The sequence below is a fragment of the Leptotrichia sp. oral taxon 221 genome, assembly GCF_018128245.1.
Classification (GTDB): Bacteria; Fusobacteriota; Fusobacteriia; order Fusobacteriales; family Leptotrichiaceae; genus JABCPH02.
This window is the reverse complement of record NZ_CP072378.1, coordinates 1,329,574-1,344,990: the sequence shown is the minus strand read 5'-3', so window position 1 is coordinate 1,344,990 and position 15,417 is coordinate 1,329,574. Positions and strand designations below refer to the sequence as shown.

At 27.9% G+C, this 15,417-nt stretch carries 12 protein-coding genes and 1 tRNA gene; 10 read left to right on the top strand and 3 right to left on the bottom strand.

What is annotated here, in order from left to right; translation table 11 throughout:
• The first annotated feature begins 111 nt into the window (after positions 1 to 111).
• From J4863_RS06005 to J4863_RS05975, 7 genes are all read left to right on the top strand, one after another.
• Positions 112 to 1,344 carry a pitrilysin family protein gene (locus J4863_RS06005; protein WP_211617890.1) on the top strand — a complete coding sequence of 411 codons (1,233 nt, stop codon included), beginning with the start codon at positions 112 to 114 and terminating at the stop codon, positions 1,342 to 1,344.
• A complete protein-coding gene (gene rodA / locus J4863_RS06000) occupies positions 1,337 to 2,452 on the top strand; it encodes a rod shape-determining protein RodA (protein ID WP_211617889.1) in 1,116 nt (371 codons plus the stop codon). Before J4863_RS06005 ends, rodA begins: the two co-directional genes overlap by 8 nt.
• Position 2,453: 1 nt before the next feature.
• Positions 2,454 to 3,365 carry an RluA family pseudouridine synthase gene (locus J4863_RS05995; protein WP_211617888.1) on the top strand — a complete coding sequence of 304 codons (912 nt, stop codon included), beginning with the start codon at positions 2,454 to 2,456 and terminating at the stop codon, positions 3,363 to 3,365.
• Between the two features lie 111 nt (positions 3,366 to 3,476).
• A complete protein-coding gene (gene accD / locus J4863_RS05990; RefSeq protein ID WP_211617887.1) occupies positions 3,477 to 4,325 on the top strand; it encodes an acetyl-CoA carboxylase, carboxyltransferase subunit beta in 849 nt (282 codons plus the stop codon).
• 33 nt (positions 4,326 to 4,358) lie between these two features.
• Positions 4,359 to 5,336, top strand: coding sequence for an acetyl-CoA carboxylase carboxyltransferase subunit alpha (locus J4863_RS05985; RefSeq protein WP_211617886.1), 978 nt, complete (start codon positions 4,359 to 4,361; stop codon positions 5,334 to 5,336).
• 64 nt (positions 5,337 to 5,400) lie between these two features.
• A complete protein-coding gene (locus J4863_RS05980) occupies positions 5,401 to 5,838 on the top strand; it encodes a MarR family transcriptional regulator (protein ID WP_211617885.1) in 438 nt (145 codons plus the stop codon).
• Between the two features lie 24 nt (positions 5,839 to 5,862).
• Positions 5,863 to 6,381: a peptidylprolyl isomerase gene (locus J4863_RS05975; protein WP_211617884.1), complete on the top strand. Its 519-nt coding sequence runs from the start codon at positions 5,863 to 5,865 to the stop codon at positions 6,379 to 6,381.
• Positions 6,382 to 6,579: 198 nt separating this feature from the next.
• Here the strand turns inward: J4863_RS05975 and J4863_RS05970 are convergent, their stop codons facing one another.
• The 3 genes from J4863_RS05970 to J4863_RS05960 form a co-directional block, all read right to left on the bottom strand.
• Entirely contained in the window at positions 6,580 to 7,230 is a 651-nt protein-coding gene (locus J4863_RS05970; RefSeq protein ID WP_211617883.1) for a hemolysin III family protein, read from the bottom strand.
• Positions 7,231 to 7,263: 33 nt separating this feature from the next.
• The gene (locus tag J4863_RS05965) at positions 7,264 to 8,685 is read right to left on the bottom strand and encodes a phospholipase D-like domain-containing protein (RefSeq protein ID WP_211617882.1); all 1,422 of its coding nucleotides are present in this window, start codon (positions 8,683 to 8,685) and stop codon (positions 7,264 to 7,266) included.
• A 219-nt stretch (positions 8,686 to 8,904) separates the two neighbouring features.
• Positions 8,905 to 8,979 (bottom strand) — tRNA-Cys (locus tag J4863_RS05960).
• Between the two features lie 315 nt (positions 8,980 to 9,294).
• On the opposite strand from J4863_RS05960, the gene J4863_RS05955 reads away from it, so the two are divergent.
• From J4863_RS05955 to J4863_RS05945, 3 genes are all read left to right on the top strand, one after another.
• Complete coding sequence (locus tag J4863_RS05955; protein ID WP_211617881.1) at positions 9,295 to 9,693, top strand: hypothetical protein; 399 nt, start codon at positions 9,295 to 9,297, stop codon at positions 9,691 to 9,693.
• 64 nt (positions 9,694 to 9,757) lie between these two features.
• Entirely contained in the window at positions 9,758 to 12,412 is a 2,655-nt protein-coding gene (secA, locus tag J4863_RS05950) for a preprotein translocase subunit SecA (protein ID WP_211617880.1), read from the top strand.
• 465 nt (positions 12,413 to 12,877) lie between these two features.
• Positions 12,878 to 15,346, top strand: coding sequence for a glycogen/starch/alpha-glucan phosphorylase (locus J4863_RS05945; RefSeq protein ID WP_211617879.1), 2,469 nt, complete (start codon positions 12,878 to 12,880; stop codon positions 15,344 to 15,346).
• The last annotated feature ends 71 nt before the right edge of the window (positions 15,347 to 15,417 follow it).

Sequence of the window (15,417 nt, the reverse complement as noted above, 5' to 3'; positions counted from 1 at the left end):
AAAATAAATAATATTATCGGAAAATGAAAAATTCGTAAGAATGATAAAATCGAAGATTTATAAATATTGAAAATTATTTATAAAAAGTAAAATTTATGAAAGGGGAGTAATATGATAAAAAAAGTAAAAACAACGTCAGGAATTGAAATTATTTTCGATAAATTAGAAAATATTTCGACTTGTTCAGTTGGAGTGTTTGTAAAAACAGGGTCAAAAGATGAAAGTGACTCAGAAGAAGGAATTTCACATGTTTTGGAACATATGATTTTTAAAGGAACGAAAAAAAGAAACTATTTTCAAATATCAGAAGAAGTGGATTATTTGGGAGCAAGTGTAAATGCACATACAACTAAAGAGGAAACAGTATTTTACATTAATGCATTGACAGAATTTTTAGGAAAATCAGTTGATATTTTATTTGATATTGTAACAAATTCTTTGATTGACAGTGAAGAATTAGAAAAAGAAAAAGATGTTATAGTTGAAGAGATTAAGATGTATAAAGATTCTCCTGATGATTTGGTGTTTGAATTGAATTATGGAGATTGTATAAAGGGTCAGTATAGTAAACCGATTATTGGGACAGAAAAAAGTGTGAAAGGATTTACTTCAGAAGAAATAAAAAAATATTATAAAGAAAGATATACGAAAGATAATATTGTGATAGTTGTTTCTGGGAATTTTAATGAAGATGAAATTATAAGTAAAGTAGACGAATATTTTGATAAATTGAGAGATAAAAAAGTAAATAGAAGAGAAGAAATTGATTTTTCATTTGTCGTTGGTGAGAGAAAAGAAGTAAAAGAGATAAATCAAGTTAATATTTGTATTTCTTTTGAGGGGGAAAAATATAATAGTAAAACGAAGATTTATAATGATATTTCATCGAGCATAATGGGAGGGTCTATGAGTTCTAGACTTTTTCAAGAGATTAGAGAAAAAAATGGATTGGCATATTCTGTATACACTTATAATCAGTATTATCAAGAAGGTGGAATTGTTTCAACTTACATAGGAACAAATATCGAAAACTATGAAAAGGCAATAAAACTTACATTAGATGAATTTGAAAAATTGAGAAAAAATGGAATTACAGAAGTTGAATTACAAAAGGCTAAAAACAAATATTTAAGTAGAATTGCGTTTTCAATGGAAAATCCTCGATCTAGAATGAGTATTTTAGGAAATTATTATACTAGAAAAAATGAGATTTTAGATATTGAGAATTTGAAAAAAGAAGTGAAAGAAACAAAATTAGAAGATATAAATGAGTTTTTAAAAACACGATATACAGAGAAAAATATTACAATTTTAGGAAATATAGAAGGAGGAAAAAATGATTAATAGTGGTAGATTGATCGAAAATTTAAAAGAAAATTTCTATCGTATGGATAAAATGGTTCTGTTGTGTACATATCTTCTTGTAACAATAAGTACGATTTTTGTGTATAGCGCTACAAGAGATCCAAAATTTGTTATCCAAAATTTAGTATGGATAGCAGTAGGAACTTTTTTAATAATTTTATTATCGCTTTTTGATTATAGACAATTGGATTTTAAACCGCATATAAAAAAAATGTACGGTGTGTGTGTTGTAATACTATTGTTAGTAAGATTCGCTGGGAAAAAGACATTAGGAGCTCAAAGATGGCTAAAAATAGGACCATTCCAATTGCAACCGTCAGAATTTGTAAAAATAGCGATTGTTATTATAATTGCTTGGTGGATTGTAAATAGATATCAAAAAGGAATTAACAATTTGGCAGATATTGTTGGAGCAATTTTGCCTGTTGGACCTTTAATTTTATTGATTTTACTACAACCAGATTTAGGGACGACATTAATTACAGTGACATCATTTGTATTCATGATATTTCTGTATGGTGCAAATATGAAGCCTATATGGATTATAGGATTTGTAATTTTACTGTCAGTTTATCCTGTGTATAAATATGTCCTGAAGGACTATCAGAGAACGAGGGTGGAAAACTTCCTGAATCCTGAAAAAGATTTAAGAGGAAGTGGATGGCATGTAACTCAATCAAAAATTTCAGTAGGAGCTGGAGGAATCACAGGGAAAGGAGTTTTACAAGGAAGCCAAAGTAGATTGGAATTTTTACCAGAAGCACAAACAGATTTTATTTTTTCAGTAATTTCAGAAGAAATGGGATTTGTAGGTTCAACAATGGTATTATTACTTTATTTCTTGCTAATTTTCAACCTCATGCGGATAACCCGATTTATATCTAATCAGTTTGGGAAGCTGATTATTTCTGGAATTTGTGGAATTTTCTTCATGCATGTTATTGTAAATGTAGGAATGACAATAGGTCTAGTTCCAGTTACAGGGAAACCACTATTATTCATGAGTTATGGGGGAAGTTCATTCCTGTCATCATTTATTATGATTGGACTTGCTCAAAGTATAAGAATTCATTCAGAAGAGGGATAAAATGGAAATTTTCGAATATAAAGTTGATAGCGAAACAGAGAATATGAGAATGGATAGATATCTAAAAAAAAATTATCCAGATGAACCTCTAAGCAAGATATTTCAAGCATTACGAAAAGGCGATGTCAGAGTCAACGATAAAAAGGTTAAAGAAAATTATAGACTTTCTTTAGAAGACAAAATAACAATAAAATATTTAGGAAATGGTAAAACTCCATCAAAAAAAACAAATTCTCCTAAAAATAAATTTTCTTTTGATGAGAAAAAATATAGAGAAATGATAATTTTTGAGAATGAAGATTTTTTTATTGTGAACAAGAAGGAAAGAGTTCCGATGCATAAGGGGACAGGTCATAATTATGGAATTTCTGAAGTATTTAAGCAAATTTATGACAATGAGAATATAAATTTTGCGAATAGATTAGATTATGAAACTTCGGGATTAGTTATCGGATGTAAAAATTTGAAATTTTTACGATATATTTCTGAAAAAATTAGGAAAAATGAGGTTGAAAAGAAATATATTGCAGTAGTCCATGGAAATGTAAAAAATGAAAAATTTACGATAAAAAATTATTTAACGACTCAAGAAAATGGAGTTACAGTTTCTAAAGAAAAAATTTCAAAAGATTCTAAAGAAAGCATTACAAATTTTAAAAAAATATCTGAAAAGGAATTTTTAAAATTAAGAAATAAAATAAAAACTAGAGATAAAAATATTTCAGTGTTGGATATTGATTTGGTAACAGGAAGAAAACATCAGATAAGAGCACAATTAGCGAATATTGGATATCCAATTGTAGGAGATTCTAAATATGGAATAAAAGATAATAGCGATCGATTTCATTTATACTGTTATCAAATTTCCTTTGATAAATATATTTTTTCAATAAAAAATGATATTTTGCTTTAAAGTGTGGTATAATGTAACCAGAAAATAATAAATTTATTTTCTGTATGAGTTTTATAAATTTATAAATAACACTTGTTATTTATAAAAACAAATTTTAGAGAGGTGAAAAAGATGGGATTATTTTCAAAAAAAGCGAAAAAAAAATATGTGACATTAACATCAAAATCTAAATTAACGATTGATGTTGTGGATGATAATAAATGGAAAAAATGTAATAGATGTAATGAAATAATATATAATGAAGATTTAAAAAATAATTTGAATATATGTCCAAAATGTGGAAATTATTTTAGATTGACAGCATTTGAAAGAATTGAGCTGTTAATTGATGAAGGAACATTTTTAGAAGAAGATATTACTTTAAGTTCAAAAAATATTTTAAATTTTCCTGGATATGATGAAAAAATCGAAATTGCAAGAGAAAAAAGTAGAATGGTTGATGGAGTAATTAGTGGAATTGGAAAAATGAATGGAATGGAAGTAAGTATTGCAGCAATGGACTTTAGCTTTATGGGAGGAAGTATGGGTTCTGTTGTAGGAGAAAAAGTTACGAGAGCTTTGGAAAGAGGATTAGAAAAGAAAATACCAGTAATTATAGTTTCTAGTTCTGGTGGAGCGAGAATGCAAGAGGGAATTTTATCACTTATGCAAATGGCGAAAACTTCTGGAGCGATAAAAAGATTAAATGAAGCAGGTATACCATTTATTTCAGTTCCAGTTGATCCAACTACAGGAGGAGTGACAGCTTCATTTGCAATGTTGGGAGACGTAATCGTTACAGAGCCTAATGCATTAATAGCATTTGCAGGACCAAGAGTTATTGAACAAACAGTTAATCAAAAATTGCCTAAAGGATTTCAAAGAGCAGAATTTTTATTAGAACACGGTATGATAGATGTTATATCTGAAAGAAAAGATTTGAAAACAACGATTTATCGTATAATTGAAAAATTAGTATAGTTAATAAAGTTTGCTAAAGAAAGAGGGAAGAGAATGAGCTTAAAAGATGAAATAAAAGAATTAGAAAATAATATTGAAGAATTGAAAATTTTTTCTAAAGAAAAAAATATGGATTTTTCAGTTCAAATTTCAGCGTTAGAGAAAGAATTAGAGGAAAAGTATAAGAGTTTTGAAGAAAATGAAATGGATTCATGGTCTAGAATACAAATTTCCAGAGATCCAAAAAGACCTTATACATTAGATTATATCAATGAATTAACACAAGATTTTGTTGAATTGCATGGAGATAGATTGTCTAAAGATGATAATGCGATTGTTGGAGGATTAGCTACGGTTGATGATTATAAAATTATGATAATCGGACATCAAAAGGGAAGAGATATAGAAGAAAATATTTACAGAAATTTTGGTATGGCGAGTCCAGAAGGATATAGAAAAGCGTTGAGATTGATGCGTATGGCTGAAAGATTTAAGTTACCAATTTTAACTTTAATTGATACAGCTGGAGCTTATCCAGGAATTGAAGCAGAAGAAAAAGGTCAAGGAGAAGCAATAGCTAAAAATTTATCTGAAATGTTTGGATTAAAAGTTCCGATAGTTTCAGTAGTAATTGGAGAAGGAGGAAGTGGAGGAGCATTAGGAATTGGTGTAACAGACTCAATTTTGATGCTTGAAAATAGTGTTTACTCGGTAATTTCTCCAGAAGGATGTGCTTCAATTTTATATAATGATGCTTCTAAAGCACCAGAAGCTGCTAAAAATTTAAAAATGGATGCAATTAGCTTGAAAAATTTAGGAGTAATTGATGAAATAATTGAAGAACCTTTGGGAGGAGCTCATAGAAATCTTTCAGAAGTGGCTAAAAACTTGAAGGAAGCAGTTTTAAAAGAATTTAAGAAGATTGATAAATGGTCATTAAAAGAATTGCTTGAAAGAAGATATGAAAAATATAGACAAATAGGAGAATTTTCAGAAAATATATTGGAAGAACAAGAAGAAGAATCAAAATAGTAAATTGCTAATTTATTTGAGAGAAGTAAAATTAGTAAAAATAAAAAATTAGGAGGCAAGAAAGATGAAAAAAAATTTATTAGCGTTATTTTTAGTTGGAATGTCAGTTTTTGTAAATGGAGTTGCCAATGAAAGAAAGGACGGAACTGCAAAAATAGAAAAAGATTCTTATTGTACAGTACCTGGAGAATACGGGGAATTTAAAAAGATTAATGACAAAGATTACAAAGTGGAAATTAATTTTGAAAGTTGTGTTTTTGATGGAGAAACTTTTAATAATCCAAAAGTTGGAATTTTAGTTCAAGATACAGAAAAAGTGAAAAATTATATTAAAAAATACAAATTTGTTCATTTCCAAGAAGGTAAAAATTTGACTTATAATTCGAAAGAAAATAGTTTCATGTATAACGGAGGTTGGTACTGGGATAATTCAAAAGCATACCCAAAAGCAATTTTCGATGCAAAAAAAGTAGATACTAATAAAAAAGATTCTGGAAAATAGAAAAATTAATGATAAAGGAGAAAGATGAAAGTAAATTTTAAAACAAATAAAGGTGAAATAAATATTAATTTATTTCCAGAAAAATCACCAATTACAGTAGCGAGTTTTGTAAATTTAGTGAAACATGGATACTATGATGGATTGACTTTTCATAGAGTAATTGAAGATTTTATGGCACAAGGTGGAGATCCAACAGGAACTGGTATGGGTGGACCTGGATATAAATTTGAAGATGAAGTAGATAATGGATTAGATTTTTCAATTCCAGGTAAATTGGCAATGGCAAATGCTGGACCAAGAACTAATGGAAGTCAATTTTTCATTACAACTGTTCCAACTGAATGGCTAAATGGAAATCATACAATTTTTGGAGAAGTGGTTTCTGATGCTGATTTAGATGTTGTAAAAGCGTTAACTGGAAATGATGTAATGGAAAAAGTTACTGTTGAAGGTGATGATATCGAGAAATTATTGGAAGAAAATAAGGATAGAGTAGCTGAATGGAATGAAATTTTGAAAGTAAAATTTCCTGAATTATTTTAGTATTCGATAAAAAATTAAATAAAAAATAGAGAATTTAGAAATTAGCGGTTTATTTATTCTCTATTTTTTATTTTGATATGAAATTAAATTTAAGAAAATTTAAAAGAATGTTTCATTCAATGTTAAAATTTATACTTAAAACTATTTAAAATTATGTAAATTTATTTTTTTATATTTCAAGTATAATAATATTATATACTACACTAAAAAGTAAACTGAAACAACATGTGCAGCACTTCCCAATATTACAAAAATATGCCAAATCATATGATTGAATTTAAACATTTTCCAAGTATAAAAAATTGTTCCAAGTGAGTAAAGAATTCCTCCCATAACTAAAAATACAAATGAAACAGTATTTATATTAGAAACTAAATCATTCCAAGCAAATACAATCATCCAACCCATCATCAAATAAAGCAAAGTTGAAAATATTTTAAATCTACCTGTAAAAAATGCTTTAAAAACAATACCTGCCACACAAATAATCCATTGAAGCCAGCAAATAATAACATTCATTGGTTCTGAAACAACTAGTAGCAAAAATGGAGTATATGAAGCAGCAATTAAAATATAAATAGCTGAGTGATCTAAAATTTCAAATACATTTTTAGCTGTACCAGGCTTTAAACCGTGATAAATTGAAGACATTGTATATAAAATAATTAAACCAACACTAAACACAATAAATGAAAAAATTGCAGCAGGATTTCTTGCCCAACTAGCTCTAATTGTTAAAATAACAAGAGCAATAATTGATAATCCAGCACCAGCAGTGTGACTTGCAAAGTTTGCTATTTCTTCACCAAAAGTTTCCTCAATATGTTTTTTCTTCTTTTTTATTTCCATAATATTATCCTTTCTGGTGTTTTTTATAAATGATTAAAAAGCACCCATTCCATTCATTTCCAAAAATCTAAACAACAAATCATTTGTGACTTTTTCATTTTTTTCACTATCGTATGGAAGAGTGAAATCTCCATCACGATTTGTCCAAAGTCTGTCGTAATAATCAGAAATTTGTTGTGAGACTTTTTGGTCATAAGTAGAAATTATTTTTAATTCGTTTTCTAAATTGAAATTTCTCATGTTTCTTCGTGTAAAATTAGTTGATCCACCATACGTTATCATATAATCTTTTTTAAAAATAGACATCATTTTTACATGATACATTTCTTCACCTTTATTATAAAATTTAATTGTAATATCATAACCATGTTTTCGTGCATATTTCATAAGCTCTCCAGCAGATGCTTTATTTGGCAATCCAGCTGTTGAATTATTTAATAAAATTTCGAATTTAACACCTCTTCTTGCCGCTTTTCTTATATCATTGATTACTTGTCTGTCAGCTAAGAAAAATTGAGCGATAAATACTCTGTCGCCAGGTTGAGTATTTTTTAACTCTTTTGTGATGTCAATACCAGTCTGTCCTTCAGTAAAATATTGTAATTTTATTTTATTATTATTAGAAGGCTCGATATCAAATTTTTGATATGGTAGAGATTGTTTTAAACTACCATCTTTTTTAGTAATTTTAGCAACAGGCTTTTCGGCATTATAAATATCTTTTATTATTGGTGATGAAAATTTAAACGCAACATTTGAATGTTTAGAACCTTCAGCATGTGGATTTGCAGAAGTTAACATTGCAGTTTTTTCATTCATAATCAATTTTCGGTGATCCGCTTTTGCATTCAAAGCACGTAAAATGCTACGAATTGTCACAGGATCAGTTTCTTCATAAATTGGATTTTTTGTTTTACCAACATTTTTAGGATTCCCAAAAGGTCTTATAAAAAGTCTCCAAGGCACTGAATAAACCAACATCGGATCCCTTAATTTCGCCAAATCAACATACCCAATTTTTACTCCAGCTTCTTCTAATTTCTTATGAGTTTTGTTGTCATAAGCCCCATAAAATGTATTACTTTCATCTAAAATTAAATAAATTCGCACATTAGGATCTTTTTTTCTTTTTTCTAAAATTTTTTCTGCAAATTCTTCAGCAAGTGGTAAAGGCTGTAACTTTTCTTTAACACCTTTTCCAACAAAATCATTAAATACAAAAATATCCATCAGAAAAAAATCGTGAGCATTATCTAAAATATCATACGCTTGATCCCAAATTTGCCTCTCATAATGAGTTTCGCCATCTTTTTTATAAGTTAAATCATAATAAAAATCAACATTATCGGCATTATATATCGGTGTTTTAGTCGCCAGTCCTTTTGGCAAGGATCCACACGAAAATAAAGTTCCAACGATAAAAGTTGATAATAGAATAAATTTCAAATTTCTCATATAATATCCCCTTATTTTAGTTTTATTATTATTTTATATTTTTGACAAAATATTTTATTGCCAAACTTATTATATCATAAATTTAAAATTTTATAACTATAAATTTTTAGTTTTCGAATTAATATTTAAAAGAAGTGTAAAATAAAAAATAAGATTCTATGAAATTATTTTTATAAATAAAAAAAGCTACTCCAAAAAGTAACTACTTAAAAATTAATATGGAGGCGACAACCAGATTCGAACTGGTGTAAACGGTTTTGCAGACCGCTGCCTAAGCCACTCGACCATGTCGCCATTACTTAAATAATATATCATAGATGTATTGTTTTGTCAACTTTTTTTTAATTTTTTTTTATTTTTTGAAAAATTTTTTGCGAAAATCAATAAAAATGGGGGATATTAATACTTTTTTAAAAATAGACAAAATGTATAAAAAATGATATAATAAATTTTATGAATTAACAAATAATTGTAAAAATATAAATGTTGTATTAAAGAGATATTTTGTTAAAAAATAACGAAAATAACTCAAAAGGATAATTTTTACAATAATAATACTAGTTTAGACAAAAAATTAAAAATTTATTATACGGAGAAATGAAGAAATAAATGAAAAAAAGAAAAACAATTATATTGATTATGATGTGTTTTGTTTTCATGATGTCTTATTCAAGTTTACTTGGAACATCGAGTTTTAACCAAAGATTAAACACATTTGTTAATGAAAATAATTTAAGTCATCAAGATATCGAGCATCTAATTAATGAAATAAATAAAATGGGAGATAGTTCGAGCAATAAAACACTTGCAGAAGAACTAAAAAAAATTAAAAAGAAAAAAGAAAAAGAACAGGAAAAGAAAACAATTTTTAATCCTTTCAGTATTTTTTTTAATGAACAGAATATAGAATTTTATTCAAATATTCTTAATATTCGTCAAAAAAATGTGAATTTATTGGATATTAAGATAAAAAAAGGATTGGAAAATAATTTAAGAATAAGAGAATAGAAATTTTACTGAACGAAATACATAAAAAATTACAAAACAAAAAAATTATGGAGAGGTAGATTAAATGTTAAAAAATATAGTAACAAAAGTATTTGGAACAGCTGATGAGCGTGAAATAAAAAAAATGAGAAAAGTTGTGGAAAAAATAAATGCAATTGAACCAGAATTTGAAAAATTAACTGATGAAGAACTACAACATAAAACTGTGGAATTTAAAGAAAGATTGGAAAAATCAGAGACATTAGACGATATTTTAGTTGAAGCGTTTGCGACAGTGAGAGAGGCTTCTAAAAGATTAATGGGAATGAGACACTATGATGTGCAAATGATAGGTGGTATGATTTTGCATAATGGAAGTATTGCTGAAATGAAAACTGGGGAAGGGAAAACGTTGATGGCGACACTTCCTATTTACTTGAATGCGTTGACTGGAAAAGGTGTGCATGTCGTAACAGTTAATGACTATTTGGCAAAACGGGATAGAGATATAATGGCTGAGTTATATAGCTTTTTAGGATTGACTTCTGATGTAGTTGTTGGGAATATAACTAATGAGCAAAGAAAAGCCGCATATAATGCAGATATTACTTATGGTACAAACAATGAATTCGGATTTGATTATTTGAGAGACAACATGGTTGGAGATTTGAGTGAAAAAGTGCAAAGAGGACACAATTATGTAATAGTCGATGAAATTGACTCGATTTTAATTGATGAAGCTAGAACGCCGTTGATTATTTCTGGTGCTGCTGAAGAAACTACGGAATGGTATAACACTTTTGCAGATGTTGCCAAAAAATTAAAAAGAAGTTATAAAACAGAGGAAATTAAAGATAAAAAGAATACTGTTATTCCTGATGAAGATTGGGAAGATTATGAAGTAGATGAAAAATCTCATACAGTAACAATTACAGATAAAGGTATTAAAAATGTAGAAAGAATCTTAAAAATAGATAATTTGTATTCGCCTGAATATGTTGAATTGACTCACTTTTTAACACAAGCATTGAAAGCGAAAGAGTTGTTTAAACTTGATAGAGATTATATTATTAATGCTGATGGAGAAGTTATTATCGTAGATGAATTTACTGGAAGATTGATGGAAGGTAGAAGATATTCTGATGGATTACACCAAGCGATTGAGGCAAAAGAACATTTAGAAGTTGCTGGAGAAAACCAAACATTAGCGACTATTACATTACAAAATTATTTTAGAATGTATAATAAACTTTCAGGAATGACTGGTACAGCCAAAACTGAGGAGGAAGAATTTAAACAAATTTATAGTTTAAAAGTTATTGTTGTTCCTACGAATAAACCAGTAGCAAGAGTTGATTTACCAGATGTAATTTACATGAATCAAAAAGCTAAATATAAAGCAATTACTAAAAAGATTGTAGAATTATATACAAAAGGACAGCCAGTTCTAGTTGGTACAGCTTCGATTCAACATTCAGAAGAAGTTTCAGCGTTGTTAAAACAAGCTAGAATTCCTCATGAAATCTTGAATGCAAAACATCACGAAAGAGAAGCGGAAATTATTGCACAAGCAGGAAGATACAAAACAGTTACTATTGCAACAAATATGGCTGGTAGGGGAACGGATATTAAATTAGGAGGAGATGCTGAAGCGTTTGCTACGAAAATAGTTCCTAAAGGTGCTGACGGTTATGATGATGTTTACAATACATATGTTAGAGAATGTGAAGAAAACAAGAAAAAAGTTATTGAAGCTGGTGGATTATTTATTTTGGGTACAGAAAGACACGAATCTCGTCGTATTGATAATCAGTTAAGAGGACGTGCGGGAAGACAAGGAGATCCTGGAGTTTCAGAATTTTATTTGTCACTTGATGATGATTTGATGAGATTATTCGGTGGAGATAAACTAAAAAACATGATGAAAATGTTGAAAATTGATGAAGATGAAGAAATTAGACATAGACAAATAACAAAAGGTGTAGAAAATGCACAAAAAAGAATTGAAAGTAGAAACTTTTCTTCAAGAAAGAGCTTGATTGAATATGATGATGTTAACAATATGCAAAGGGAAGTTATTTACGCTCAAAGGGATGCTATATTGAAAAATGAAAACTTGAAAGAGTTAATTTTAGATATGATGAGAGAAACTATCGAAGATACTGTTAACAATGCTTATAAAGGAAATAATGAAGGTGAAAGAGATGCTAACTTATTAGGTGATAAGTTAAATGAAATTTTTGATTATGAAATTAGTGATGATTTATTGAATAAAGATAATGAAACTATTATTGAAACAGTTTACAACGATTTAGTTAGAGAATATGATAATAAAGAAAGTTACGTTGGAGAAGAAACTTTCAGAAATATTGAAAGATACATTATGCTTGAAGTATTAGATACAAAATGGAGACAACATCTTAAAGATTTAACTGAATTGAGAGAAGGAATCAGATTGAGATCATATGGTCAAAGAAATCCTATTCATGACTATAAAATTGTTGGATTTGATATTTATAATGAAATGATTGATGCGATAAAAAGAGAAACAAGTTCATTCATTATGAAATTAAAGATCAAAAATCCTGAAGAAGAAACAAGTAATTTAGAACATGAGGAAGTTTCGAATATTTCATATGATTACACAGATGAAGATGGAACTGAAGAAAAAGAACCAGTAAAACCTCTTTCAAGAAGAGAAAGAAAAGAATTAGAAAGAAAAAATAAAAAGAAGAAATAATTTTAAATGTATAAAAAAATTTAATTAGCATAAAAAATCATATTTTAATACAAATTTGATTATATTGAAAGTATTTTATAACTAATTTCAATATCAAAAATGAAGAAACTTGTTCGAATAGATTGGAAATTAAACTAAAAAATCTATTTAACAAATTTTTTTATGTTTATAGGTATAAATGTATAATACTAAAAAAAAGAGATGTAGAAAATAAAGTAAAAATAATATTTTGAAATAGGTCTATATTTTTTTATTATTTATATAAACCTTGTAATTATTTAAAAAAAATATAAAATAATTTTAAAAAAAATCTCAAAATTTGAAAAAAAACTAGAAATTTTTCAAAAAAATGTGTATAATAACCATAGTGAGTAAGATAAATTAGATATAAAAAATAATATTAATTAATAACTTTATGTGTAGTGTAACAAAAAGTTCAATTATAAAAGTTTTATAGGAGGAAAAATGAAAAATATTAACAAAGCTGATTTAAAGGCAAGTATTGTTAAAGAGCTAAGAAGGGATTTTGGAAAAACTTTAGAAGAAGCTCATGATTACGAATTGTATTATGCAGTTTCGAGAGCAGCTATGGATTACATAGTAGAAAAATGGTATAACACTAAAAAAACTTATGCAGTAAAACAAGTTAAACAAGCGTACTATTTCTCAGCTGAGTTTTTAATGGGTAGATATTTAGGAAATAACTTAATCAACTTGAAAATAAATGAAGCAGTAAAAGAAACATTGGAAGAATTAGGTGTTGACATTAACAAAGTTGAAGATCAAGAATTCGATACAGGATTAGGAAATGGTGGATTAGGAAGATTAGCAGCATGTTTCTTAGATTCAATGGCTACTTGTAAATTACCAGGACATGGATATGGATTAAGATATAAATATGGAATGTTTGAACAAAAAATCGAAAACGGATACCAAGTAGAATATCCTGATGATTGGACTAGATATGGTGACCCTTGGTCTATTGTAAGAATGGATAGAGTATACGAAGTAAAATTTGGTGGACAAATCGAAGTTCATAAAGATGAAGTTGGAAAAGAATATTTCAAAAGAGTAAATACAGAAAATGTGTTAGCAGTAGCTTATGATGTTCCAGTTGTTGGATATGGAAATGATACTATCAATACATTGAGATTGTGGGAAGCTAGATCTCCTGAAGGATTTGACTTAAAATTATTCAATGATCAAACTTATTTACAAGCATCAGCAAAAGCTGTAGAAGCTCAAGATATTTCAAGAGTATTATATCCAAATGATACAGAAAAAGATGGTAAATTATTAAGATTGAAACAACAATTCTTCTTTACATCAGCATCATTACAAGATATTGTTAGAAGATATAAAGGAACTTATGGAAATGATTTCTCTAAATTTGCTGAAAAAGTTGCAATTCAATTAAATGATACTCACCCAGTAGTTGCAATACCTGAATTAATGAGAATTTTCTTGGATTCTGAAAAATTATTATGGGATGAAGCTTGGAGTATTTGTAAAAAAGTATTTGCTTATACTAACCATACAATTTTATCAGAAGCATTGGAAAAATGGGATATCGCTTTATTCCAACCATTATTACCAAGAATTTATCAAATTATTGAAGAAATTAACAGAAGATTTGTTGAAGAATTACATCAAAAATATCCTGGAGATTTTGGAAAAATTCAATATATGTCAATCATTGGAAATAGTCAAGTAAGAATGGCTTGGTTAGCAATTGTAGGTTCTCATAAAGTAAATGGAGTTGCTGCATTGCATACTGAAATCTTGAAAAATTCTGAATTGAAAGACTGGTATGATTTATATCCAGAAAAATTCTTAAACAAAACAAATGGAATTACTCAAAGAAGATGGTTATTGAAAGCAAACCCAGAATTATCTAGTTTAATTACAGAATTAATCGGTGACGGATGGACTACTGATTTATACAAATTAAAAGAATTAGAAAAATATTTAGATGATGAAAATGTTTTAAATAGAGTTGATGAAATTAAACTTCACAATAAAGAAAGATTAGCAAACTACATTAAAGAAACTACAGGAATTGAAGTAAATCCTCATTCAATTTTTGATATTCAAGTAAAAAGATTACACGAATATAAAAGACAATTATTAAATGTTTTACATATTATGGACTTGTATAATAGATTGAAAGAAAATCCATTATTAGATATTGAACCAAGAACATTTATTTTTGGAGCAAAAGCAGCGTCAGGTTATAGAAGAGCTAAAAGTATTATTAAATTAATCAATACTCTTGCTGAAAGAATTAATAACGATGCTGATATTAATGGAAAAATTAAAGTTGTATTCTTAGAAAACTATAGAGTATCTCTTGCTGAAAAAATATTCCCAGCAGCTGATATCTCTGAACAAATTTCAACAGCAAGTAAAGAAGCTTCAGGAACAGGTAATATGAAATTCATGTTAAATGGAGCATTAACTTTAGGAACAATGGATGGAGCTAATGTTGAAATCGTTGAAGAAGCAGGATTAGAAAACGAATTTATTTTCGGATTAAGTGCAGCTGAAGTTGAAGAATTCCAAAGAAATGGACAATATAATCCTTTTGATGACTACAACAAAGTAGAAGGATTGAAAAAAGTTGTAGATCAATTAGGTGATGGAACATTTGATGACGACCATAAAGGTATCTTTAGAGAATTACAAACTTCATTATTATACGGAGTTGACGGATCTAGACCAGATGTTTACTTCTTATTAAGAGATTTTGATTCATACAGAGAAGCTCAAACAAGAATTGACAATGCTTATAAAAATAAAAGAGATTGGGCTAGAAAAGCATTAATTAATATTGCAAATGCTGGTAAATTCAGTTCTGATAGAACAATCATGGAATATGCTAGAGAAATTTGGAATATCGAACCAACTGAAGTTATTGATTTTATAGAAGACTAATTTTTGTTAACTACAAATGAAAAAGAATTAAATAATAAGGAATTTTTCTTAAATTGATGGATTTTAATATT

Bases quoted from the DNA above. Each gene is read 5' to 3' on its own strand.
- J4863_RS05955 (WP_211617881.1), top strand. From the start codon at position 9,295: ATGAAAAAAAGAAAAACAATTATATTGATTATGATGTGTTTTGTTTTC.
- accD (WP_211617887.1), top strand. From the start codon at position 3,477: ATGGGATTATTTTCAAAAAAAGCGAAAAAAAAATATGTGACATTAACA.
- rodA (WP_211617889.1), top strand. From the start codon at position 1,337: ATGATTAATAGTGGTAGATTGATCGAAAATTTAAAAGAAAATTTCTAT.
- J4863_RS05995 (WP_211617888.1), top strand. From the start codon at position 2,454: ATGGAAATTTTCGAATATAAAGTTGATAGCGAAACAGAGAATATGAGA.
- J4863_RS06005 (WP_211617890.1), top strand. From the start codon at position 112: ATGATAAAAAAAGTAAAAACAACGTCAGGAATTGAAATTATTTTCGAT.
- J4863_RS05970 (WP_211617883.1), bottom strand. From the start codon at position 7,230: ATGGAAATAAAAAAGAAGAAAAAACATATTGAGGAAACTTTTGGTGAA.
- J4863_RS05965 (WP_211617882.1), bottom strand. From the start codon at position 8,685: ATGAGAAATTTGAAATTTATTCTATTATCAACTTTTATCGTTGGAACT.
- secA (WP_211617880.1), top strand. From the start codon at position 9,758: ATGTTAAAAAATATAGTAACAAAAGTATTTGGAACAGCTGATGAGCGT.
- J4863_RS05945 (WP_211617879.1), top strand. From the start codon at position 12,878: ATGAAAAATATTAACAAAGCTGATTTAAAGGCAAGTATTGTTAAAGAG.
- J4863_RS05985 (WP_211617886.1), top strand. From the start codon at position 4,359: ATGAGCTTAAAAGATGAAATAAAAGAATTAGAAAATAATATTGAAGAA.
- J4863_RS05980 (WP_211617885.1), top strand. From the start codon at position 5,401: ATGAAAAAAAATTTATTAGCGTTATTTTTAGTTGGAATGTCAGTTTTT.
- J4863_RS05975 (WP_211617884.1), top strand. From the start codon at position 5,863: ATGAAAGTAAATTTTAAAACAAATAAAGGTGAAATAAATATTAATTTA.